Source organism: Flagellimonas aquimarina, assembly GCF_003149745.1.
GTDB lineage: Bacteria > Bacteroidota > Bacteroidia > Flavobacteriales > Flavobacteriaceae > Flagellimonas > Flagellimonas aquimarina.
In genome coordinates this window covers 531,900-556,045 of the sequence record NZ_QGEG01000002.1, presented here as the reverse complement: position 1 = coordinate 556,045, position 24,146 = coordinate 531,900, and the positions used below count along the sequence as shown (strand labels likewise).

Genomic DNA, 24,146 nt, shown 5'->3' with positions numbered 1-24,146 from the left:
ACAAGTAATTTATTAATTAAAACCAACCCATTATGAAAAAAGTACTGATTGCACTATTGCTATTACCACTTTTAACTTCGGCTCAAGACAGACCTCAAGAACCTTTGTTCATGAACGTAATGATTACACCACATTCGGGACATGTTAATGATTTTGAATCTGGTCTGGCGGCACACAACAAAAAATACCACGCAGAAGGAGCCAATGCTGTTAGAGTCTATTGGATTGCAAGCGGGAAAAACTCTGGTAAATACATTTGGAGTATGGGGCCAACAGCTTGGGGTGCCATGGACGAAGCCAATAACACGGATGAGGCCCACACCAATGATTGGAATACCAATGTGGCCCCGCATGCTGAAACTACAATGGAAACCACTTATTGGAAAGGAGATTCCAAACATTCTAATTTTACACGGGATTTTGAACTAAAAAATTTGTCGGTCTTTTACTTGGACATGAAACGCTTTAAAGAACAATCATTTATGGGCATTCTGGACAAGGTTACCAAAGTATTCAAGGAAAAGGACGGTGATGAACAATGGGGCGTTTACTTTAACGAGCTGCGTAGCCCAAAATACCAAGATATGGTTTGGATCAACTTCTTCGATTCAATGTCTTGGATGGGAGAAGAGGATAAATTTCCTCAGTGGTATGAAGAAGTACATGGCGAAGGTACCTTTATGGGTTTTTTAAAGGAATTTGAAGCTGCCACCAATGGTGACTACCAAGAGCTTTGGACCTATAGAAGTGATCTTAGCGGCTTATCGGGCCAAGTTGTAATACCATCAGGAGAATAGTATTTTTATTTAAGCCAAGTAGGGGCAAAAAAATGTCCCTACTTTTTTATATTCAAAGCTAAATTTCCAAACATAAAACAAGTACGACCTAATGAATCTAAAAAAATCATTAATTGTTGCCCTTATTCTTGGGGCAATGGGCTTAGTGGGATGGGAACTATATTGGCGTTCTCAAGGGTTTTCTAAATCAATTGATGACAATGATGCTCTTTGGGCACTTGAGAGATCTAAAGTTGATGACCTATCTAAAGAGGATGTTGTTCTTATTGGCTCTTCAAGGGTCCATTTTGATATTCAACTGGACGAATGGAAAAAGATAACTGGAAAAAAGCCAATTCAATTGTCATCTGGAGGTTGCTCCCCATTACCAGTTTTCCATGATATTGTTAACACCTCTCCTTTTAACGGCACTATTCTAGTAGGCGTGACACCCGGATTGTTCTTTTCAACTACGTATCCAGAAGCTCCACCCTGGGCTTGGCCTCAGGCAAGAGTGGATCATTTTCATAACAGAACTTTTGCGCAACGCATAAATCACAAATTATCCATTCCCCTTCAAAGTTCGTTTGCTTTTATAAGTGAAGTTGAAGGAATTGATGGCATCAACCTAAAAGAATTATTGGGAAAAGTGAAAATTGGTGATCGAGTTTTTGATCCAATGCCTCCTTTTCATTCTTTTGAACATATAAGGCTTGATAGAAATGTACGGATGAAAAAACGAATGGAAACTGACACAGCTTTTGCAAATACGGTAAAAAAAGTGTGGCAATTTTTTATGTCAGGAGGAGGGCCACCACCCGATAAAGAGGGAACGATGAGTTTTTTTCTTGAGGATTTAAAAAAGTTTAAAGAAAAGGGTGGAAATGTAATTTTATTACGTTGTCCATCAACCGGTTATTTAAGGGATTTTGAAACTAACGTAACTCCCAGAAATAAGTTTTGGGATGAATTGGTTGAAAAGGCAAGTGTTAAAGCTTATCATTTTGAAGATTACCCACAGTTACAAAATTTAACTCTGCCAGAATGGTCACATCTAATAGCGGATGATGCGGATTATTTTACTAGGGAGTTCATCAAGATCATGCAATTAGATGGCATACTGCCTAACCAAAAAACTAACTAAACATGTTATTTAACTCACTAGGATTTATCGTCTTTTTGACGATGGTGTTGGCATTGTATTATGCTCCTCTATTAAACTGGAGCCAAAAGAAGCTAATGCTTTTATTAGCTAGTTATATCTTTTACGGTCTTTGGAACCCTCCTTTGATTTTGCTCCTATGGATCTCGACCATGGTCGACTGGACCGCAGGAAACAAATTAGTAAAAGAGGAAAGACAAAACATTAGAAAACTATGGTTACTACTGAGTATGGTGGTCAACCTTGGGTTTTTGGCCTTTTTTAAATACGGAGATTTTCTGCTGGAGAATTTTGTGGTTCTTTCCAATAGTATTGGTTGGGATTTTCAAGCGCAACCTATGGATATTATCCTACCAATGGGAATCTCCTTTTACACTTTTCAAACTATGTCATATACAATAGACATATACAAGCGTAGGATTGAACCTGCCAAAACCTTTCTGGACTTTGCTCTGTATGTTACTTTCTTTCCCCAACTTGTGGCAGGACCAATTGTTAGGGCAAAGGATTTGATCAGCCAATTTTATGAATCCAAAAAGGCAACTACCAAACAATTTATTTGGGGGCTTTTTCTGCTCACTATTGGTTTATTTCAAAAAGTGGTATTGGCAGACACCATGCTATCTAATACATCGGATACCGTTTTTGGTTCAAAGGAAATTCTCAACTTCTGGGATGCATGGTCTGGAACGCTTGCTTTTTCTGGGCAAATTTTCTTTGATTTTGCGGGATATTCCACCTGCGCTATTGGTATTGCATTGATGCTGGGCATTATCCTTCCAGATAACTTTATGTATCCCTATGCATCCATTGGATTTAGAGACCTATGGAAACGTTGGCATATTTCCCTTTCCTCTTGGCTAAGAGATTATCTGTACATTCCCTTGGGTGGCAATCGTTTTGGTATTACAAGGATGTATGTTGCATTAATGTTGACCATGTTACTGGGAGGGCTTTGGCATGGAGCGGCATGGACCTTTGTCGTTTGGGGAGCCCTGCACGGGACTTATCTTATTGCAGAACGACTTCTTAAAAATGTATTTACTATTAAAATCAATGCTTGGAATGGAATTCTATTGGCGCTGTTGACTTATACTTTTGTCAATTTCACTTGGGTGTTTTTTAGGGCCAGAGAATTTTCAACTGCCAAAAACATGATTGCTTCCATGTTGTTTATGAATAGCGATGGAACCAAAATACTGGGTTCTTTTGATATTTTAAAAGTATTTTCCTTGGTTACATTACTGTTCATTTGTCATTGGCTAATGCGAAATACCAATATGAAAGAGGTTGGTGAAAAAACTCCCCCTTGGTTGTTGGGAGTATGTTGGGCCGTAATGTTTTTCCTGATCTGCATTTCCCAAGGCAGCGGAGAACAATTTATCTATTTTCAGTTTTAGTAATTTATATATTACGATAAGTGGTAAACGCTGAAAATCGGGTAAACCCTACCGTAATTTTGGAGATTTATGTAAGATAACGATTTGAACTCTGTATTTTATCGAAAAAAGAGAAATTCAATGTGTGTTTTATAAACATATCATCATCTTTGATTTAAGTTGTATGTTATTTGTAATCAATTACTTACAACCGTAATTTAAAACCTCTAAAATTATGAGAACAAAATTTATCCTCAATTTACTTTTTGTATTTACCCTATTCATTATTGGCTGTACTGGAGATACAAACAATGAAAATGAAGGTTTGGGTAGACTAACCGTACAATTGACTGATGCACCTTTTCCGTCTGACTTTGTTGCAGAAGCAAATGTCACTATTTTTAAAGTCGATGCTAGAAACAAAGACAATGAGGATATGGACGAAAACTCATCAGATGATACTGATATGGATGATGAAAATGATTCTCCGTTCATCACCCTTATGGAAGAAGAAATTACAGTTAACTTGCTAGATTTAACCAATGGCAACATGGAATTACTTGCAGACCTAGAGGTTCCTGTTGGCACTTATGATTTAATAAGAGTCTATGCTAAAGGTATCAATGTAGTTCTGGATGATGGAAGAACCTTTGATTTAAAAGTGCCTAGCGGTGAACAAACCGGGATAAAAGTATTCATAAAGCCAAGTATTGCCGTGATCGGTGGTCTGTCGTCAGATCTTCTGCTGGACTTTGATGTAAGCCGTTCCTTTATCGTTAAGGGGAATACAAAAACACCAGACGGAATTAATGGTTTTAATTTCAAACCTGTAATTAAGGTTAGTAATCTTTCCACAAGTGGCACCTTGAGCGGATCCGCAACCACTTTAGAAGAAGAAATGCAAGTTGCTTTAGAAGGCGCACAGATATCTGTTATTGTGGCGGACACCTTAAACACCACTGGATTTTCTGATGCTGATGGCAACTATACCATTTTGGGGCTGGAAGCAGGAGCTTACAAAGTATTTGCAGAATTAGAAGGCTATGTAGCAAGCGATTCTGTTGAGGTTCAAATTAATACAGCAAACAAGACAATTCAAGATTTTGTCTTGGAGGTTGAAAGCGCTAATTGAATTTTGGATTAGAAACTTTACATTATATAAGAAAAGCAAGGCAAATGCCTTGCTTTTTTTTTCAAGGTTCTCTAGTCCGGTTCAAGCGTTGGGTTAGGCAAAGGACTTGTAAAAAGTCACTCGCAAAGAATCCCGTCATGGATTTAATATGTATCTTAACTCCTATTAAAACTTCATAAACCTATCATTTTGAAAACATCTTTAAAAGGTATTATCGCCCTACTGTTTTTGGGACAGATTACGTTTGGTCAAACAAAATCAAATCTTGAACTAATCGATATTTTTAACATGGAATATGTTTCCGATCCGCAAATATCTCCAGATGGAAATAAGATAGTCTATGTCCGCAACTTTAAAGATGTCATGACAGATAGAAACTTGTCTAACCTTTGGATGGTCAATTTTGATGGCTCCAACAACCGACCAATTACTACTGGTAATCAGAATGATTTTTATCCTAGGTGGTCACATGATGGGGCAAAAATCATTTTTAAATCCAATATGTCAGATAAAAAAATGAAGGTCTATCTTATGTGGATGGACACCAAAGAAATTGCACCTTTAACCAATTTACCAAAAGCTCCAGGACAGATTTCATGGTCCCATGATGACAGGTACATAGCATTCAACATGTTTGTTCCAAAAAAGGAAGAATCCATTGTAAAAATGCCTGCAAAACCTGAAGGTGCTAAATGGAACAAAGCTCCAACCTATATTGACAAACTAAATTACCGTGGAGATGGTCAAGGTTATATCAAAGGAGGGAACATGCAGCTCTTTACACTACCAATAACTGGAGGTACACCAAAACAATTGACCAATACGGCGTATGACCACGGCAAGCCAATTTGGTCAAAAGATGGTGGCAAGCTATATTTTTCGGCCAATTTTAATCCTGACGAAGCTTTTGAACCAAACAATAGTGAGGTATACGAGTTGAATTTGGCAGATCATAAGGTAACAGCACTTACCAGTAGATATGGCCCGGATCAATCACCTACCTTATCCTCCGATGGAACAAAAATTGCTTATTTGGGCCTTGATGACAAATTGCAAGGATATCAATTGAATGAGCTTTATGTTATGGATGTTTCTGGAGCCAATTCCCAGCAAATATCCAATGATTTTGATAGAAACATTGGCAACATTCAATGGGCAAAGGATGGAAAGGGACTATATTTTCAATATGATGATAAAGGTGATACCAAAATTGGCCATATTACCCTCTCCGGAGCCATATCAACCAAAGTTGAAGGTTTAGGAGGGCTTTCCTTGGGAAGACCATATAATGCAGCAACATTTACAGTTTCCAATACAGATAAATTGGCATATACCTTAGGTGGCACCCAACACCCTGCTGATTTAAGTATTTATGATAAAAAAGGGTCTAAGAGGGTCACTTTTGTAAATGACGATCTGTTCTCATTTAAAAATCTGGGGAATGTAGAGGAGCTTTGGTGGGAGTCATCATATGACCAACGAAAAATACAAGGATGGGTCGTAACACCTCCCAATTTTGACCCGTCTAAAAAATATCCCTTTATTCTAGAGATTCATGGAGGTCCTTTTGCAAGTTATGGTTCTGTGTACTCCGCAGAAATCCAAGCCTATGCGGCAGCCGGTTATGTAGTGCTATATTGTAATCCAAGGGGAAGCACAAGTTACGGGGAGGAATTTGGAAACCTAATTCACCATGACTATCCTAACCATGACTATGAAGATTTGATGTCCGGTGTAGATGCGGTAATTAAAAAGGGTTCCATAGATGAAAAAAACCTTTTTGTTACCGGTGGTAGCGGCGGCGGTGTATTAACAGCTTGGATCGTTGGTAAAACAAACCGCTTTAAAGCAGCTGTAGTTGCCAAACCGGTAATCAACTGGACAAGCTTTGTCTTATACGCGGATGGTGCTTCTTTTTTCTCTAAATATTGGTTTGGAAAAAAGCCTTGGGAAGATCCAGAGAACTATTTTAGGCGTTCTCCCTTATCATATGTTGCCAATGTAACAACGCCTACCATGCTGCTCACTGGCGAAGAAGATTATCGAACCCCGATTGCAGAGTCCGAGCAATTTTATACAGCATTGAAGTTGGAAGGTGTGGAGACTGCAATGGTTCGCATTCCTGGAGCTTCTCATGGTATTGCGAACAAGCCCAGTAATCTTATTGCTAAGATTGCCAGTATTTTAGCCTGGTTTGAGAAGTATAAGGACTGAACAAATGATTCTTTTTTTTCGTCGCGTTCGTAAAGAGTTGTTATCTGGAGGTAAAACGGCAAGCTATTTAAAATATGCCATTGGAGAAATTGTTTTAGTGGTATTGGGTATTCTAATAGCACTTCAAATCAATAATTGGAATGAAGATAAAAAAGATGCTCAGACCAATACCCTTTTGTTGCTTCAGTTAAAAGAAGAGAACAATGCCAATAAACTTGAAATGCTAGAAGATTTGGAATATCGAGATACCATTTACGACCACTTAATGGATTTTAGTAGGTTTCTGGGCTCTAAAAACATGAAAGACAGCGTAAGCTTGACCCAAAATTATCTCTCAGCAATCTTCAGGTCCACTTCCTATACCTTTTCACAAAATCATTTGGTGAATTACATTAACTCCAACAAGAAACGTAACGAGGGAATAACGGAAGAGTTGATTGTGCTCAATTCCTTTCAAAATGATTTAAAATATGTTTCGGAAAAGGGGTTGGATATTAAGTTTGACTATTTCTATGATATGCTGGCATCTGAAGTTGATTTTTCCAATTTAAAAATTCATTCATACAAAACTTTGGAATCATTGGAATTTAAAAACAAAATTATCATGATCGGTAGCATTGAAAATGCGATATCCTCCCAATTTTCAAGAACTTTGCAGCAACAGCAGCTTGTGGATTCTCTACTTTCTGTTTATTTAAAAGAATAGTTGCCCATGTACATACCACATTACTACAAGAACGAGGACCTAAAGGAAATCAAAGGATTTTTAGCCCACAATGGCTTTGGGATTCTTATAAATACAGTTGACGGAAAACCTTGGGCCACGCATATTCCGCTGGAACTGGACAAAAATCAAGACGGAAAAGATGTCCTTGAAGGACATATTGCAAAAGCCAATCCACAATGGAAATCTTTTGAAGAGGATAGTGAGGTATTATGTATTTTTAATGGCCCACATGCCTATGTATCTTCTTCTTGGTACAAGGAAGAGGAAGTGCCCACTTGGAATTATATAGCTGTTCACGTGTACGGCAAGTTAAAGGTTCTTAATGAAGAAGATACCATGGCATCTCTTCACAAATTGGTAGATAAGTATGAAAAGGACTCTAAAAACCCTATTTCGCTTCATGATATGTCTTCCAAAACCCTAAGACAGGTCAAAGGAATAGTAGGTTTTCAGATTGAAATCACAGATATTCAAGCTGCATACAAGCTTTCCCAAACCCGTGTAGAGGATCATCCAAAAATCATTTCGGAACTTGCAGAACGTCAGGAAGCCGGCAGTATATCCATTGCAAAGAAAATGGACAATTTCAAAAACTAGGAATTGTAATTATTCGTTATCCTGAAACTTGGTGTCCGCCCAGTTGGAATATCTGGGATTATCTACATGCATGATCCAAATTTCATCTGTATACTTACCTTTCATTTGTGAACGGTAAGCGGCATAGGCATCTTCGTTTTCTTGATATTTTGCCAGATACACATAATTAAGACCATTATCAGGATTTTTGAACGACTTCACATTTAAGCCCTTTGCCTTAAGTTTATCCATAAAACTTTTAAGGTAACGTTCATTTTTAAAGACGTTCGCAACAATGTAGTGACCCTTGCCCACACCGTCTAGGTTAATAAACTTTTCAATTGGCTTATAAGACCCTCCAGTAAAGGTTCCTTTGTTTTTCTCTGTTTTCTGTTCTATTTTTTTAGCACTTGAATTTTCAGCCAAACTTGTTGTTTCAAAAGTTTTGGCAATTGAATCTAAATCATCACTTTTTGCCAAATACAGCTTTTGGGCATTAGCTTCAACATCAGGCAACTTGTTATCCGTTTTGCGTTTTACCATTCGCATCACCATTTCAAAACGTTTCTCTAGATCGCGTTGTCTATTTTGTTCCAATGAATCCATTTTAAAAATCAATTCACTGATTACGGCATAATTATCGTCTTGTTGGGCCTTTAAGACTTTTACTTGTTCTTCCCAAAAAGCCAAATCCTCCTTATTTGTTGGGCGTAGGGTAGTTTCAGCATTTAGTTTGTTCTTTTTTGATTTTTTACTTTCCTTGATATCCGCAACAAAAGTTCCTTCTATTGGCTTTTGCGTAGACCCTTCCTCATTGGAAGCCAATGTATTTCTAGTGAGTGATGGAACAAAAGAGAATGCAATAGAGATTTCATGTGTAACACCAAGATCAATAAGGTTGTTATTTATATTCTTTTCAAAATTATACCCGAACGAAAGTCTCCTATTTAGGTTAAAGCCAGTTCCTGCAGAAGCGCCATAAAACTGATCGTACCCACCTTGAATCCATCCTAACTTGGGCAGGTCCAATATTAGTCCGCCTCCAAAAATAGGGTCTTCACTACCTTCAAATCGAGCTCTTGCCAGTGGCAGCAATCTTCCATCTTCAAAAACACCGGCACCGTTTTTAAACTCGTGAGCAAATTGGATATGTCCTGAAAACGTCTTTTCATTAAAGTCCGTCAAGGATTTCCCCGATTTAATGTTATAATCCACCAAGTTTTGGGCAAATACTCCAAAATCAAACTTTCCCAAAGAAAGATTAAGTCCAGGTTGGAAAGATATAATCGAGTTCTGTGTAGCATCGTTCAACAATGGGTCATCATCTACTGCAATAGCCCTATCTGGGTCAAAACTACTTACGTAATAAGGTATGTTAACTCCAAAACTAAGGTTGCTGTTTAAGCCCAATTGAATGCCATGGGAATAGTTGGCCATAACGCCCAGATTGGAAATAACACCTTCTTGCTGATTATAAAGACTTACTCCTAAACCTACACGGTCATTAATCTTGCCGCTATAGCTCAAGAAGTAATTTTGGTTGTTGTCGTTAAAGTCAGAACCTTGACTCCTATGAAAAAGATTTACATAAGACTTATCTTCTCTAACCGCAGAAAAGGTAGGGTTGATCAAAAACCTGTTGAACTTTAGCAAATTCTGAAATGGTACATCATAGCTAACATATGGATTATTCTCCTGTGCACTTAGCTCACAGAAAAACAAACAGGGTATTATCAAATAAAAAAACCGTTTAAAACGGAACAAAGAAATGCCTTTGCAAAATAGAGGTAGTTTTACGTCCATAGCTAAATGGTGTTTGTAGGTTAAATAACCTGAGGGAACCAGGTATGTATTTTTTGTCTAGTCTCATTAGCAAGATTTGGGATGCTTGTAAGAGTTTTACTATTAACTTTAATGTAATGTTACGTATTTTATCGGTAAAAAACCAATTTTATCGTTAAAAAACAGGGTTTACCAGTTAAGAAACGTTATAAATCAAAAAAAATTGGCTGCTTTTCACTAAAAAAGCAATTACCATTAATTTATTTTCCTACAAGTTTTTCATGATTTCCTGTTATTTTTGTTCCCTATTAACCATCTTTTTTGGAATATAACATGAATGGATCAGTCAAAATAGTCCCCTTTTCTGAAGCTTATAGTGGCACATTCAAAGCCCTTAATGAAGAATGGATAACCAAGTACTTTAAGATGGAGGAAATGGATCAAATTTCGCTCAATCATCCACAAGAGTACATTTTAGACAAAGGCGGGTATATTGCTGTTGCCCTACTTGATGAAGAACCTGTAGGAGTATGTGCTTTAATAAAAAGCAAACATGGAGGGTTTGATTATGAACTAGCAAAAATGGGCGTCTCTCCCAACACTCAAGGTAAAGGTATAGGGAAACTATTGGGCAAGCATATTATTGAAAAAGCAAAGTCCTTAGGGGCAAAAAGAATATATCTAGAAAGTAACAGAGTATTAAAGCCGGCTATAGGCCTGTACCGCAAATTGGGGTTTACAGAAATTGTTGGAGCCACTTCTCCTTATGAACGCAGTGACATTCAAATGGAGTTGGATCTATTGGCCTAGTCTAAAGTATATAACTGAATTAACTCCATTTTTCCCCGTAATTGTAGTTTGGCAACTTTCTTAAACCAGAAAGACTCGTTGCAATCCAATTTACTTACCAACTGTTCAGATATTAAAACCACTGTTTTGTAAGTGTTACATTCTCCCTGGATTCTCGCCGTGGTATTCAAAATATCTCCTGTATAGATGATTTCCTTTTTTACGACTCCTATTTCTCCGGTAGTCACAAGTCCCACATGAAACCCTGCTTTAAAGAGAGGTACGTCTCCATATTTTTGGGTGTAATGGTTTTTTCTTTTTTCAAAAGTCTTTGTTATTAGAGAAAAGCATTCAATACAATTATTTTTGTACAGCCCTGTTTTTTCAGGCCATGAAACCACAATTTCATCCCCAACATATTGATAGATTTCTCCTGAAGTTTCCAGAATGGCATTGGACATATCAGCATAACAATCCTTCAATAATTCAAAATATTTGGCATGGCCAATTTTTTCCGCGATGGTAGTGGAAGATTTCATATCCAAAAACATAAATATCCTAATTTCTTTTCTAGGTGTGTGGTATTTTCCAAATAGGAAGTTTAGGAAAATGTTGTCCCCCAAGTATGAAGCCAGTTCGGCAAATAACATTGCAACCGTTAAGCCAAATCCAATAAAAACAACCACGCTCCAAAAAGAGAAATTACCAATAAAGAGCCAGAAACTTTGTATTACTTCCGGACTGAGCAAAGAGGCATCAAAGCGATTGGAATTTATTGCCAATGACAATATGCTAAGGAACAAAATGATGAAGAGCAAGTAAAACAAAGTTTTCAGTACTATTTTGACCCAAAGTGGGTTTTTACCGAATTTCTTGTTCAGCCAAGATACTTCTACCCAACCGTGGATGAACCCAATAAGAAAACTTCCAAAACTAGAATATATAAGAGAGCTGTTAAAGTCGTAACGGTTCTTTGTTGACGGGTAGTAATCCAAATTACCCAAGATTCCTTGCTCTATCATACTGTATACAAAACCAAACAATAGCCAAATAACTGCAAAGAGCAATGCCTGTTTGATATATCTGATATATCTGGGATGTAGCATATTGTTTTAAATATACTCAAAATAGTATCAAAATTCGGTTTGATTTTTGATTAGAGGAGGTATAATCCTTCCTCTACATTTGGAAGTATAATTTTCCTTTTTATCGGTTCTTTTAGCCTACTAGAAGCTATTTTTGTTATTTCGAAATCTCAACCAAAAAATTACCCATGTTTAGTTTTTCCAAATCGAAATCTCCCCTTACCCATTTCATTTACTCTGTTTTAGTTTTACTGGCTGTTTCTTGCGGTTCTGAAGAAAGTGAAACTGATAATAACGAACCCAGTCTAAATTCAAGTGATATTCAAATCAGTATTCCTGAAAATGCAGTTTTGACAGACTCAAACATTACGGTTGACCTTCCTGACGATATTACGGTTAATCTGGTAAATGTCTACTTGGATGAAGACCTACTTGATACTTTTTCCTCACCACCTTACCAATTTTCTATTGATACCAATACATATGTTGAAGGAAACCATCAATTAAAAATTGAGGTGCTATTTCAAAATGAAGTTATTGGTTCAAGAGTTCTCAATGTTAAAGTTGACAACTCTGGTCCTATTCTATCTTTGGAGGGCATCCAGGAAAATCAAAAAATTTGTGGAACACGTCTAATTGTACCTGACATCACAGATGAATTTTCTAATGTATCAAAAGTGGAGGTTTTTCTTGATAATGAACCAGTGGCTACCTTTGAAAATACTTCCTCACATTCGTTCAATCTAAATGCAGAAAACTTTGCCCTTGGCAACAATGTTTTAAAATTTGTTATGGAGGATGATTTGGGAAATACCGCTGCCGATTCTCTCAATATCTTAATAGCTAGAAAGGTGTTGGATTTAAATATCCCTGACGGCTTTATACGAACAGGAACTGAGAAATTACATGCTATTTTATCAGACGCAGACGGTAACAATATAGATTATGCCATCCATAGCTCAGGTAAGGCAGAAACACTTACACTTTGCACAAGCACTGAAATGACAAATAACACAGAATATATCCTCTCTTTTGTTGACGATTTTGATAGCCAAATATTTAATTTTTATGTTTATGGAAATCTATCAAAAATGATTGTTGGCGATGAAATTAGTCTCTCTCCTAGGTCATCACCAACCTCTGCAAACTTTGTAGATTTAACATTACCCGATTATGAAGATGGATTTTACGTAAGGGCATCAACTCCTTGGAGTTCCATGATTTATTACAACGATACATTCTCAGGACATTACTCAACCAATTTCACCATTAGTGAGCTAGGTTTCGAAAAGGTTTTCATAATGTATTATAATAGAGATCTGGGTAGAAGCTACCAATGGGCATTTATTGAAGATTTAAGCTCTAGGACTTCCTTAAATGCTGAGGATTTTAATTCTTTAGATGTGATACATGATTTTTTGACTGTAAATGGCACATCACAAAGTCCTTTCCTAAGTATTTACGGGTTTGAAAGTGAGAACCACTTTAATACAATGAGTGGACATATGCTTTACTGGAATTCATCCTTAAACAGTATTAACAATAACGATTACTCCTATGCCAATATTTTTGACCATACCATATACTCTTTGAAGGTGAGCAACTATGGAATTGATGGGGCAGGCGCTCCTCCTAAATCAGTTACTGTGCCTGGACAGACCATTTCCTACCAATTTCAGAATGACAACATCTCGTTTAACGGAATTCCAAATTACCAAGTTGGTAGGGTTCGTTTGAGCAATTTTGATGATGCTCACATCAATATGGAGTTTATTTTTGATGGCCAGGCTACTGACATTGCAGTTCCAAAACTGCCTGAAGGAATATTTCCTTCCAAAGTAACCGATGTTTTTGAGAATGGTAGTTTAGAAACAGTCCAAGGGCTTGCGGAGAATTATGAAAATGTGAATAATTATGAGGAATACATCTCTAAGATTTTTGTGCCTTCTATACCTTTTTACATAGTGTCTCCAAAAAGAGAAAGAATATTCTATTCCAATGTTGGGCCCAGTCTCCTCCCCATCCATGAGTTTCCATTTTTCGAGAGGCTATAATCCAGTAATGATGGCTTGAGTTATCATTCATCTTCAATACTGGTTTTAATGTTGGATTACTAATTTAATTTTATCATGAGCTAAAGTAGTACTTGCAAAAATCATGGCGCTTTAGAATTGAGCTTTATACAAACATAACTTTCATATCTCATTAAAAATGAGTATATTATAAATCTACTAATCTAAATTCTTAAGTCATGGGAACAGTAAAGAATTTGAACAAGTGGGCCAATGCGCACACGTATTATCCTTTAGATTTGGTGCGTGTGGCCCTTGGGGTTTTTCTTTTTTTAAAAGGTGTGGAGTTCATGACCAGTCATGAGCAAATGGCCGAAATAGTAAGACCGTTCCAAGAAATGCCAGGCGGCATGATTCTCCTGCACTATATAGCTCCAGCACATTTTGTAGGAGGCTTTTTAATTGTTATTGGTTTATTGACCAGATGGGCGGTATTTGCCCAATTACCCATTTTATTTGGTGCTGTTTTAACCAATTTCCTTGGAGAAATGAACACCTCAAACTTAATTTTGGCTACAATTGCATTGTTGGTGTGCATTTTTTTCTTGATCTATGGGTCTGGAAAACACTCTGCCGATTATTACCTAAAAATGCAGAAGTAAATTTAGCTTTGGATTAAAGGTTATCTAACTGATTGCTTTTACCGTCGTTACTTATAGTCCAAAAGAAACCTACAAAAAAGAAACTGTCAGCTGCTGGTCTAATGGTCTGTCTATCAAAAATGCCATCCATGTTTGGAGTGTCTGCATATTGGTAGTTGTTAATATTGTTAAACCCTAAAACATTGTTCACAGAAAAATAAAGGATTTTTTGTTGATCTATTAGATAGGCCCAGTTAAAGCTTACATTGTTAAACGCCTTGGTTTTTTCTGCTAAAAACTCTGGTGTGTTTGGGTTGTTGTAAGGTCTACCCGAACCGTAAGAATATGAAAGTCCAACTTGTGATCTTAACTTCTCTACCCAATACTTGGTAACAATAGACAAATTATGTTCTGGTGCAAAATTGGGTGTTGCCCTTTCCTCAAAGTTTCTATAGTCCCTCTCCGTGTTCAAATAAGAATAGGAAACCCAATAATCTAAAGATTTAATGCTTTTGTTATCTCTCCAGAATACATCTAACCCAGTGGCATATCCGCTACCTGAATTATCAAAATTAGAATCGAACTGAGGTAACTCCGTGTCATACTTTATTAAGCTGGCATAGTCTTTATAATATGCTTCGGCTCTAAAGGTTTTGCCTTCACCAACATATTGGTAGTTAAAAATATAGTGTGATGTTTTTTCAGAATCTACAGATTGACCAAATTTGATGACCTCAGTCAAGGGATTTTGATAGAAGTCGCCATATGCCAGTGAAAATTGACCCTTGTCGCCAGGCTTATATGCCAAAGACACTCTGGGTGAAACTGTAAAATCTGCCAGCAATGAACTATGCTCACCTCTTACTCCCAATTTCATGGCAAACTGGTTGCTTAAATATATATCTGTTTCTGCAAACCCGGCCCATAGCTTATCGTCATAGTTGCTCTCAAAAACAAAACCATCTGGTGCGCTAAATGTCTCATCATAATTTGTAATAAAAAGCTCTGAGCCAAAATTTAGGTTAAATCTACTGCTAAAGGTCTTTTTAGCTTTAACCTTGATATGAGAAGCAGTCTCTTTTGTGTCTATGTCATCTTCCTGTAACCCAATGGTATTCGTATCCCATGAAATAGCTGCTCCTGTATTCAAGCTCCAGTCATTCTCAAAAAAATATTTATATGATGAATTAAAATATAGGTTGTTATTCTTTAATTTAAATTGAACAAAATCTTCAAAGTTGATATCCTCTTGCTCAATATCCAAATTGGCATGGTTGAAACCTGTATAGAGTTTAAACATGCTTTTGTCCCCTTTGCTTCTAAATACTGCTTCTCCTGCTAAAGATTCATATGGGCTATTCCATTTAACCCCTTGGTTGGAGGGTATTAGAGCTTCGTAAGGCGCAAGGTTTATATATGAAGTATTGATGCTCAAAGACTGATCCCCCCAAATTTTTGTATATCCTAATCCACCTCCTACTGACATAATGGAAATATCCGTTTTCTCTTGAACTGGAACGTCTGTAGTATTTAATAACAATACACTGGACAATGCTTGTCCATATTCTGCAGAGTACCCTCCTGTGCTAAATGTAATTCCTTTAAAAAGGAAAGGAGAAAACCGCCCTCTGGTTGGAATGTTGTTTGCAGTTGCATTAAAAGGTTGAAATACTCGAAGACCATCTATAAACACTTGGGTTTCTCCTGCTTCTCCACCCCTTACAAAAAGCCTTCCATCCTCATTAACAGATGTAGTGCCCGGCAATGTTTGTAAAGCTGCGACAAAATCCCCAACCGCCCCCGCAGTGGTAACAATGTCCAATGGTTTTAATACTGAGACTTTAGAATTATCTCCAGCCTCAAAAGTTCCTGCCGTAAGAGTTACTCCAGTCAAGGCATTAATGGATTCCAACAAACCTATTTGAATGTCTTTAAAATAGGTTACATCACCAATCTCATAATGTGGATCATAAGACAACATTGAAACAACAAGGGTTTGAGTTCCTGTTTCGGTGGTCTCAAAATTAAATTTACCGCTATCATCTGTCGAGGCTCCATCATAAGTACCTTCTAAATATACATTTGCACCAGCAATTGGATTGCTCTTTGAATCCAGTACAACCCCAGAAACGGTTGTTTGTGCTAGCAAAAAACTGAAGTTAAAAAAAGTGATTAAAATAAATAAATGGTTTTTCATGACTGTTCGTTATTTGATGCCACAAAAATGTCACGATGAATTTTTTCACACCAATCCGTAATACTCAACTGTGGAATTTCAATGATGAATTGCGAGGTGATTTTTGGATTACAATTCAGTCCAAAAAAATGACATTTCGGTAGATTGAAATTTTGAAACAAAACGCTTTAAAGGAAATTTGGCTTATTAACAACATCAAAAACAATCATAATGAAAACTGTAACATTAACATTAGTTTTTCTTCTTGTAAGTCTTTTAAGCAATGCACAAGAAACAACCGGGGCCAACATTGTTGTTGCCATTAACAATATTACCAGTAATGAAGGCAAAGTAATGGTTAGCCTGCACACTATTGATACATTCATGAAAGGGCCAGGTATACAAAATTTAGAAAGTTCCATTGAAAATGGAACAGTGTCCTTCACCTTTGAAAACGTACCTCAAGGCACCTATGCCATCATGGCGCTTCATGATGCAAATGAAAACCAAAGGATGGATTTTGAAGAAAATGGAATGCCCAAAGAAAGCTTCGGGTTATCAGGTAACGATATGTCTATTGGTCCTCCAACTTTTTCTACCGCAAAATTTGAAGCCAACGGAAAAGATTTAGAGTTTGAAATTAGATTCTAGCACACTTTTATTCATCAATCAAATAAAGGGCTTGCCAATGGTAAGCCTTTTTCATTTTGTCCTGTGCGCATTAAACATTACATTTAAATACTTATAAACCAACCATTTTAAACTAACAATATCAAACAATTCAACCTCATAATGCTTATTATGTGCCTGGCATTCAACACTGTTAAGGCACAGGACAAGCATCTTGATAGTTTGCTCACTGTTTGGGAAAATCATTCTGAACAGGATACCGTTAGATTGGAGGCTGCATATAATATTTTCATTTTACGTTTTCGACAAAACTTAGATTCTGCCAGAACCTTTGGAAAAAAAATGCTTGAGTTTTCCAAAGAAAAACAAAACTTGGAATGGGAAACCACTTCTACTAGATTAATTGGTAATACCTATGCAGTACAAGGAAAACTAGAGGATGCATTGGCATGGTTTAACACTTGTCTTGAATTGTCCAAAAAATTGGATTCCAAAAAGGACATAGCTACCACAGTAAGCAATATTGGCACCATTCACTACGAAATGGGCAATTATTCGCAATCTCTTTCCTTTTTGCTTGACGCGCTCAAAATTTCAGAAGAACTAGAAGATAAAAGAGGATTGGCCAGGGTAACCAACAACTTGGGCAATGTTTTTATAAGGCAGCAAGACAATGAAAAAGCCCTAGAATACTACACCTATAGTTTAAAACTTAAACAAGAGCTGAACAACCCTAGATCTTTACCTGCGGCATATAATAATATTGCCTTGGTTTATAGCAATCAAAAAAAATATGATTTAGCACTTGAAAATTTAATGAAAAGTGTTTCCACTTCGGAAAAAGTAGATGATAAAATTGGTTTAACAAGAGCATATAATAATCTTGGTGCCCTTTACGATGAAAAAGGTGATTTTGACAAAGCACTGGACTATTTAAACCGTGGGCTAAAAATAAAATTAGAAATCCAAGATGTTGAAGGCCTTGCGACTTCATATTTATACAGAGGTAAAACATACCTGCACAAAAAACAATACTCGTTAGCAAAAAAAGATTGTGAGGAAGGACTTGAAAGAGCAAAAGAAATGGGAGCCCTCCTCTTACAAAAAGAAGCCTGTGAATGCCTAAGCCAAGCCTGGGAAGGATTGGGAAATACCAACAAATCGCTAGAATTTCATAAGAGATTTACCAGTCTAAAAGACTCATTATTTAACAAAAACAAAACTGAAGAGATAACTAGAAATGAGTTGCAATATCAGTTTGAAAAACAGCAATTAGCCGACAGTATTTCCTTTCATAAAAAACAAACCGCTCAACAAGTATCTTTTGAGCGCGATTTAAATAAGCAACGCAACAAATTCTACATTTTTCTTTTTGGAGGGCTTGGTCTATTGCTTTTTGGCATTATCTATTGGCGTTCCAGACAAAAAACCAAAGAGCTTGAAAAAGAACGTGATGTTGTCCAAAAATTGAAACAAGTGGACCAGTTAAAAGATCAATTTTTAGCCAACACGTCCCATGAACTAAGAACACCTTTGGTAGGTATTATTGGCTTAACAGAATCTTTAAAGGACGGTATTGCCGGCAAACTTCCAAAGACCGCTTTGGAAAATCTAGATATGATCGCCAACAGCGGAAAACGGCTTTCACACCTGGTAAACGATATTTTAGATTTTTCAAAACTTAAAAATAAAGACCTTGTCCTTTCTCAACGCCCTGTCGACATCTATGCCCTTTCAACAATTGTATTGCAATTGTCACAACCAATGATCAAGGATAAAAAGTTAAAACTTATCAATTCAATTCCCAAGGAAGCACCTCTCTTGCATGCAGATGAAAACAGGTTACAACAGATTATGCACAACTTGATTGGAAATGCAATCAAATTCACCCACAAAGGATATGTTACCCTTCTTTCTGAAAGAAAAAAAGATATGCTTTCCATTTCCATTTCTGATACAGGTATTGGTATTCCAAAAGACAAGTTAGAGACCATTTTTAATTCTTTTGAACAAGCAGATGGTTCAACGCAAAGAGAATTTGGCGGAACTGGACTCGGTCTTTCCGTAACAAAACAACTTGTTGAACTACATGGCGGAACTATTAATGTGACATCCGAAGAAGGAAAAGGTTCCATTTTTACTTTTACTATGCCAATTAGCAAAGAAAAGCGCAGCGACATCAAAGAAAGTAAATACACCTCATCAGATTTTGTGCATACGCTCAGTTCCTCTGAAGAGGATATGCCCGTCAAACAAAAAATAAAATCGGATAATGAAGCTCTTAAAATACTTGTTGTTGATGATGAACCTGTCAACAGACGAGTATTGGAAAATCATTTAACCGTAGCTGGTTATAAGGTTACCGAGGCTAGTTCAGGTAAAGAAGCTCTAAAACTGCTAGAGGAGCAAACCTCATTTAGCTTAGTACTTCTTGATGTGATGATGCCAGGAATTTCAGGATATGAAGTATGTGAAAAAATAAGAGAACGATTTACTGCCAGTTACTTGCCAATAATCCTACTAACAGCTAAGAACACTGTTAATGAACTTGTAATAGGATTTAACTCAGGTGCTAACGACTACTTGACCAAACCGTTCTCCAAAAATGAACTTTTAAGTAGAATTAAAATACATATCAATTTAAATACTATACATAGGGCCACTTCAAAATTTGTTCCTTCTGAATTTGTAAAATCTGTTGGCAAGGAATCCATTACCGATATTAGACTAGGGGATCATATTGAGAAAAACGTCACTGTCATGTTTTCAGATATCCGTGATTATACCTCTCTTTCGGAAGGTATGACCCCTGAACAAAACTTTAAATTTGTAAATGCCTATGTTGGACGTATGGGACCCATAATAAAAGAAAATGAAGGTTTTGTAAACCAATATTTAGGTGATGGCATTATGGCCTTGTTTCCCAAACAAGCGGAGCATGCCTTAGATGCCGCTATAGAAATGCAAAAAACTCTTACCCTATATAATAAGAGACGGGTAGAAGAGAAAGGATATAAACCATTATCTGTTGGTATGGGTCTTCATACAGGTTCTTTAATTATGGGGATTATTGGAGACATCAATAGAAATGATCCCGCTGTTATTGCAGATACAGTGAACAGTGCTGCAAGGGTTGAAGGAGTCACTAAGTACTATGGAGCCAATATCATTATTAGTGAGAATTCTTTAAAATCGATGAAGGATTCATCTGGTTTTAACTTTAGGTATTTAGGAAAGGTGAAGGTAAAAGGCAAACAGAAAGCTATTGGTATTTATGAATGTATCGATGGAGATAGCGTTGAAAGCATTTCCTTAAAATTAAAAACCATATCTAATTATAACAAAGGAATAAGTCTATTTTTTGACCAACAATTTGATGAAGCCAACAAGGCATTTGAAAAAGTACTTGCCAAAAATCCTAACGATGCAGTTGCCCAATATTTCAATGAAAAGTCTAAGGAATATTCCATTGAAGGTGCTCCTACAGATTGGCAATCAGTTACTGTAATGAATCAGAAATAATTAATGTTCCAAAAGAAGAACAAAAAGACCTAATCACCCCTAGCAAACTACAACTGTAATTCGGTAAACTCTTTTCTGAACTTGGATGACTGTTTACTATATGGCAACGACATGAATTTGTACTTGCGATAACGGTTGTCCACAAAATTCTGGGCCTGCTGTACTCTGTTTTTATAAATCTCATCACCATTATTAAAAAGCATATCAAACCGTTTTTCCAATTTGAGGTAGTCTTGAATAGGAATAGTGGGTTCATCAGAATCCAATTGCATTGGGCTAAATCCTTTGGCAATTCTAATTGGGTCATTTCTATATAGCAACCATTGACCGGAAGCTACCGCTGCCTTATGATATCGTGATGGATTCTTCATGTCAATCCCATGGGCAGGGCTATGGCAATAAGCGATAATTATTGATGGCCCATCATGTTGTTCGGCCTCTACAAAGGCTTTCAAAGTCTGGTTTTGATCAGCACCAATAGCAACTGAGGCCACATAAACATCTTCGTAAGCCGCAGCTAAAAGGCCTAAGTCCTTCTTTTGTTTTTGTTTTCCTTTAGCAGCAAATTTAGCAGATGCACCAAATGGAGTAGCCTTGGACATTTGCCCTCCGGTATTTGAATAAACTTCGTTATCCAATACCAAAATGTTTACGTTTTTCCCAGAAGCCAGCACATGATCTAGTCCCCCGTAACCTATATCATATGCCCAGCCATCCCCTCCTACTATCCAAACACTCTTTTTTACCAAACAATCCAAAATATTTAGCAATCTTTTAGCCTCTGGCAGTTGAATTCTACTTAATTGAATCTTTAACTTTTTTACTCGATTTCTTTGTTGACTTATTTCCAGTTCCGTTGTTTGTTTTGCATTCAACACATCCTGTACTAAATTAAAATCAAGTTGATTTGTCAGTTTTTCAAGAAGGTTTTGAGCTTGAATTTCCTGTTGATCCAAGGACAATCTATATCCCAAACCAAATTCCGCATTATCTTCAAATAAGGAGTTGGACCAGGCTGGGCCCATACCAAATTTGTTTTTAGCCCAAGGGGTGGTTGGTAATGCCCCGCCAAAAATTGAGCTCGCTCCCGTAGCATTTGCAACCACCATTCGGTCTCCAAATAACTGAGATGCTAATTTTAAATAAGGTGCTTCACCACAACCATCTACGCCCATAGCATATTTAAATAGAGGTTCTTGTAATTGCTGTTGGTTTATTTGTGTAACATCGATCTTGGTTCTGTCAAACTCCGGAATGGTCTCGAAAAAATTCCAATTTTCTTTTTCATTTTTTATCACAGGTTTACTATTGGTCATTACAAGTGCTTTTGCAGGACATGCATCAACACAAATATTACAGGAAGTGCATTGTTCCGGATTTGCCTGTACAGTAAAGTTGAGTAGGTCAAAGCCATTCATATCTTCCAAAAATCCATCGGATTTAAACTCGGAAGGAGCTTTCAATAAAGTGTCATTATCATAAGCTTTGATGCGTATTGCCCCTTGAGGGCATGCCATACTACATGCTCCACATTGAGTACATAAATCTGGATTCCATTGAGGAATTTCAATTGCTCCATCTCTTACATTGAATCTAGATGTATCACTAGTAAAAGTGCCATCAACAGGTAATAAGCTTACAGGAAGTTCATTACCCTTCCCACTCAAAAGTTTTCCCAAAAGTGTTTCTGAAAAACACTCATTATCAATCAAGATATCCTCATTGGATTTTAGCAGTTGGGAAGTATTCACTTTTCTCAAATATCTCCTTGCAGACTCTATGTCGAAACCTTGATTAAGTTCATCGTTCAAGGCAAGGTGACATGCATGCATTACTGACACTGATTTGTCATTGATGACATTTTTTTCATTCAACATACCAAGATTCACAATATGCAGTGCTATTTCCTTTGCTTGGATAAGTTTCTGTTCATTAACAGAAAGTTCTTTCCAAAAATCATCAGATTCAAGTTCTGAATGAACCAACAATACTCCTGAAGGTTTTATATTTTGCAAAATCGTTTCCTTTCTAAGGAAATTAATTGAATCACAACCTACAAAATCCGCATCTTTAATTAAATAAGGAGCTTTTATCATTTTTTTTGAGATGCGCAAATGCGAAACACTTCTGGCGTTTGACTTTTTATAGTCGCATTCCATATATCCCTGTACATAATGGTCAGGGTTTGCGCCCAACAAATCCAATGCACGGTTAAAATGGTTTTGGGTACTATCATTTCTAGTTTCATAAAAAAGCGCTTGATAATTTTCATGCTGAACGTTCAGTTCATTATTGTACTTAAGGCTCAAGCCTGTTAGATCATCCGTAATTCCCACGGTAAAATTGTTTTTGGGATTTGCGCTTTTTAAATTCTCAACGATTGACCTCACCATAGCAGGTGTAAATTCTTTGGAAGCCAATCCGTAACGTCCACCAACCACTCGGGGAAATGTATAGAATGTATGGGTATTTATGGTCTGCATTAAAGATTGAACCACATCCAAATACAGTGGTTCTCCTGTAGACCCAGGTTCTTTGGTACGATCTAAAACCGCTATGTTTTTACAGGTTTTCGGTATGCTTTTAATAAAGTGATCAATGCTAAAGGGCCTAAACAACCGCACTTTTACCAAACCTATCTTTTCACCTCTCTTGTTTAAATAGTTTATAGTCTCTTCAATGGTCTCCGTGGCAGACGCCATTGCTATGATTACTTGTTCTGCTCTTGGGTGACCTATATAGTCAAATATTTTGTACGCTCTTCCTGTTAGCTTAGTAAATTTATTCATTTGATCTTGTACAATATCTGGACAAGCGTTGTAATAGGAATTAACGGTTTCTCTGCTTTGAAAAAATACATCGGGACCTTGAGAAGTTCCTCTTATAATTGGATTATTTGGGTTGAGGGCTCTGTTTTTATGAGCGCTAACAAAATCGTCATTAATCATCGTTCTTATGACATGATCATCAATTTCTTCAATTTTGGTTGTTTCATGGGAGGTTCTGAATCCATCAAAAAAATGGACAAAAGGTATTCTAGATGTCAATGTAGAAGCTTGTGAAATAAGAGCAAAATCCATCGCTTCCTGAACTGAACTAGAACCCAAAAAAGCATATCCCGTATTTCTAGCGGCCATAATATCACTATGGTCTCCAAAAATGGACAATGCATGTGTCGCAACTGATCTTGTTGCTACATGTATAACATTAGGTGTTAATTCACCAGCTATTTTATACATATTTGGCATCATTAGTAATAACCCTTGTGATGCTGTGAAAGTTGTAGTAAGTGCTCCTGTTTGCAATGCTCCATGCATTGCTCCAGCCACACCGGCTTCGCTTTGCATTTCAAAAGTATCAGGTACATCACCAAAAATATTTTCTTGCATGTTGGCACTCCATTCCTCAACCAATTCGGACATCTGTGAGGCAGGAGTTATAGGGTAAATAACGCAAACCTCATTGGCTTTATATGCTATATGTGCCACTGCCTGATTCCCGTTTGCAATGATGTGCTTACTAATTTTCATGGATTGATGGTGA

The 24,146-nt window shown here is 36.9% G+C and carries 16 protein-coding genes; 12 read left to right on the top strand and 4 right to left on the bottom strand.

Annotated elements, in window-relative coordinates:
• The first annotated feature begins 32 nt into the window (after positions 1 to 32).
• The 7 genes from DKG77_RS09240 to DKG77_RS09210 all read left to right on the top strand — a co-directional run bounded on the left by DKG77_RS09240 (position 33) and on the right by DKG77_RS09210 (position 7,987).
• Positions 33 to 797 (top strand): hypothetical protein, encoded by a 765-nt coding sequence (locus tag DKG77_RS09240; RefSeq protein WP_109662391.1) that lies wholly within the window; start codon positions 33 to 35, stop codon positions 795 to 797.
• A 91-nt stretch (positions 798 to 888) separates the two neighbouring features.
• The gene (locus DKG77_RS09235) at positions 889 to 1,920 is read left to right on the top strand and encodes a hypothetical protein (protein WP_109662389.1); all 1,032 of its coding nucleotides are present in this window, start codon (positions 889 to 891) and stop codon (positions 1,918 to 1,920) included.
• Positions 1,921 to 1,922: 2 nt separating this feature from the next.
• Positions 1,923 to 3,338 carry an MBOAT family O-acyltransferase gene (locus DKG77_RS09230; RefSeq protein ID WP_109662387.1) on the top strand — a complete coding sequence of 472 codons (1,416 nt, stop codon included), beginning with the start codon at positions 1,923 to 1,925 and terminating at the stop codon, positions 3,336 to 3,338.
• A gap of 214 nt (positions 3,339 to 3,552) precedes the next feature.
• Positions 3,553 to 4,449, top strand: coding sequence for a DUF4382 domain-containing protein (locus DKG77_RS09225; RefSeq protein ID WP_109662386.1), 897 nt, complete (start codon positions 3,553 to 3,555; stop codon positions 4,447 to 4,449).
• A gap of 189 nt (positions 4,450 to 4,638) precedes the next feature.
• Complete coding sequence (locus DKG77_RS09220; protein WP_243414897.1) at positions 4,639 to 6,663, top strand: S9 family peptidase; 2,025 nt, start codon at positions 4,639 to 4,641, stop codon at positions 6,661 to 6,663.
• A gap of 4 nt (positions 6,664 to 6,667) precedes the next feature.
• On the top strand, positions 6,668 to 7,369 hold the full coding sequence (locus tag DKG77_RS09215; protein ID WP_109662384.1) for a DUF6090 family protein: 702 nt from the start codon (positions 6,668 to 6,670) through the stop codon (positions 7,367 to 7,369).
• Between the two features lie 6 nt (positions 7,370 to 7,375).
• On the top strand, positions 7,376 to 7,987 hold the full coding sequence (locus DKG77_RS09210) for an FMN-binding negative transcriptional regulator (RefSeq protein WP_109662382.1): 612 nt from the start codon (positions 7,376 to 7,378) through the stop codon (positions 7,985 to 7,987).
• 9 nt (positions 7,988 to 7,996) lie between these two features.
• Here the strand turns inward: DKG77_RS09210 and DKG77_RS09205 are convergent, their stop codons facing one another.
• Positions 7,997 to 9,769: a PorP/SprF family type IX secretion system membrane protein gene (locus DKG77_RS09205; RefSeq protein WP_109662380.1), complete on the bottom strand. Its 1,773-nt coding sequence runs from the start codon at positions 9,767 to 9,769 to the stop codon at positions 7,997 to 7,999.
• 312 nt (positions 9,770 to 10,081) lie between these two features.
• Here DKG77_RS09205 and DKG77_RS09200 point away from each other — a divergent pair, with 312 nt between their 5' ends.
• Positions 10,082 to 10,558, top strand: coding sequence for a GNAT family N-acetyltransferase (locus DKG77_RS09200; RefSeq protein ID WP_109662379.1), 477 nt, complete (start codon positions 10,082 to 10,084; stop codon positions 10,556 to 10,558).
• Here DKG77_RS09200 and DKG77_RS09195 read toward each other — a convergent pair.
• Positions 10,555 to 11,643 (bottom strand): adenylate/guanylate cyclase domain-containing protein, encoded by a 1,089-nt coding sequence (locus DKG77_RS09195; protein ID WP_109662377.1) that lies wholly within the window; start codon positions 11,641 to 11,643, stop codon positions 10,555 to 10,557. The genes DKG77_RS09200 and DKG77_RS09195 overlap by 4 nt on opposite strands.
• 167 nt (positions 11,644 to 11,810) lie before the next feature.
• Here DKG77_RS09195 and DKG77_RS09190 point away from each other — a divergent pair, with 167 nt between their 5' ends.
• Together DKG77_RS09190 and DKG77_RS09185 are read left to right on the top strand one after the other, a co-directional pair.
• Positions 11,811 to 13,676 (top strand): Ig-like domain-containing protein, encoded by a 1,866-nt coding sequence (locus DKG77_RS09190; protein ID WP_109662376.1) that lies wholly within the window; start codon positions 11,811 to 11,813, stop codon positions 13,674 to 13,676.
• A gap of 197 nt (positions 13,677 to 13,873) precedes the next feature.
• Positions 13,874 to 14,296 (top strand): DoxX family protein, encoded by a 423-nt coding sequence (locus DKG77_RS09185; protein ID WP_109662374.1) that lies wholly within the window; start codon positions 13,874 to 13,876, stop codon positions 14,294 to 14,296.
• Positions 14,297 to 14,309: 13 nt separating this feature from the next.
• Here the strand turns inward: DKG77_RS09185 and DKG77_RS09180 are convergent, their stop codons facing one another.
• Positions 14,310 to 16,472, bottom strand: a complete 2,163-nt coding sequence (locus tag DKG77_RS09180) for a TonB-dependent receptor (RefSeq protein WP_109662372.1) — start codon at positions 16,470 to 16,472, stop codon at positions 14,310 to 14,312.
• Positions 16,473 to 16,682: 210 nt separating this feature from the next.
• Here DKG77_RS09180 and DKG77_RS09175 point away from each other — a divergent pair, with 210 nt between their 5' ends.
• Together DKG77_RS09175 and DKG77_RS09170 are read left to right on the top strand one after the other, a co-directional pair.
• Positions 16,683 to 17,102, top strand: a complete 420-nt coding sequence (locus DKG77_RS09175; RefSeq protein WP_109662371.1) for a DUF2141 domain-containing protein — start codon at positions 16,683 to 16,685, stop codon at positions 17,100 to 17,102.
• A 141-nt stretch (positions 17,103 to 17,243) separates the two neighbouring features.
• The gene (locus tag DKG77_RS09170; RefSeq protein ID WP_109662369.1) at positions 17,244 to 20,603 is read left to right on the top strand and encodes a tetratricopeptide repeat protein; all 3,360 of its coding nucleotides are present in this window, start codon (positions 17,244 to 17,246) and stop codon (positions 20,601 to 20,603) included.
• A gap of 47 nt (positions 20,604 to 20,650) precedes the next feature.
• On the opposite strand, the gene DKG77_RS09165 is transcribed toward DKG77_RS09170, so the two are convergent.
• Entirely contained in the window at positions 20,651 to 24,133 is a 3,483-nt protein-coding gene (locus DKG77_RS09165) for a 4Fe-4S binding protein (protein ID WP_109662368.1), read from the bottom strand.
• Between the last annotated feature and the right edge of the window lie 13 nt (positions 24,134 to 24,146).

Excerpts from the sequence above, each read along its gene's own strand:
- DKG77_RS09240 (WP_109662391.1), top strand. The coding sequence starts at position 33 with ATGAAAAAAGTACTGATTGCACTATTGCTATTACCACTTTTAACTTCG.
- DKG77_RS09235 (WP_109662389.1), top strand. The coding sequence starts at position 889 with ATGAATCTAAAAAAATCATTAATTGTTGCCCTTATTCTTGGGGCAATG.
- DKG77_RS09230 (WP_109662387.1), top strand. The coding sequence starts at position 1,923 with ATGTTATTTAACTCACTAGGATTTATCGTCTTTTTGACGATGGTGTTG.
- DKG77_RS09225 (WP_109662386.1), top strand. The coding sequence starts at position 3,553 with ATGAGAACAAAATTTATCCTCAATTTACTTTTTGTATTTACCCTATTC.
- DKG77_RS09215 (WP_109662384.1), top strand. The coding sequence starts at position 6,668 with ATGATTCTTTTTTTTCGTCGCGTTCGTAAAGAGTTGTTATCTGGAGGT.
- DKG77_RS09210 (WP_109662382.1), top strand. The coding sequence starts at position 7,376 with ATGTACATACCACATTACTACAAGAACGAGGACCTAAAGGAAATCAAA.
- DKG77_RS09205 (WP_109662380.1), bottom strand. The coding sequence starts at position 9,769 with ATGGACGTAAAACTACCTCTATTTTGCAAAGGCATTTCTTTGTTCCGT.
- DKG77_RS09200 (WP_109662379.1), top strand. The coding sequence starts at position 10,082 with ATGAATGGATCAGTCAAAATAGTCCCCTTTTCTGAAGCTTATAGTGGC.
- DKG77_RS09195 (WP_109662377.1), bottom strand. The coding sequence starts at position 11,643 with ATGCTACATCCCAGATATATCAGATATATCAAACAGGCATTGCTCTTT.
- DKG77_RS09190 (WP_109662376.1), top strand. The coding sequence starts at position 11,811 with ATGTTTAGTTTTTCCAAATCGAAATCTCCCCTTACCCATTTCATTTAC.
- DKG77_RS09185 (WP_109662374.1), top strand. The coding sequence starts at position 13,874 with ATGGGAACAGTAAAGAATTTGAACAAGTGGGCCAATGCGCACACGTAT.
- DKG77_RS09180 (WP_109662372.1), bottom strand. The coding sequence starts at position 16,472 with ATGAAAAACCATTTATTTATTTTAATCACTTTTTTTAACTTCAGTTTT.
- DKG77_RS09175 (WP_109662371.1), top strand. The coding sequence starts at position 16,683 with ATGAAAACTGTAACATTAACATTAGTTTTTCTTCTTGTAAGTCTTTTA.
- DKG77_RS09170 (WP_109662369.1), top strand. The coding sequence starts at position 17,244 with ATGCTTATTATGTGCCTGGCATTCAACACTGTTAAGGCACAGGACAAG.
- DKG77_RS09165 (WP_109662368.1), bottom strand. The coding sequence starts at position 24,133 with ATGAAAATTAGTAAGCACATCATTGCAAACGGGAATCAGGCAGTGGCA.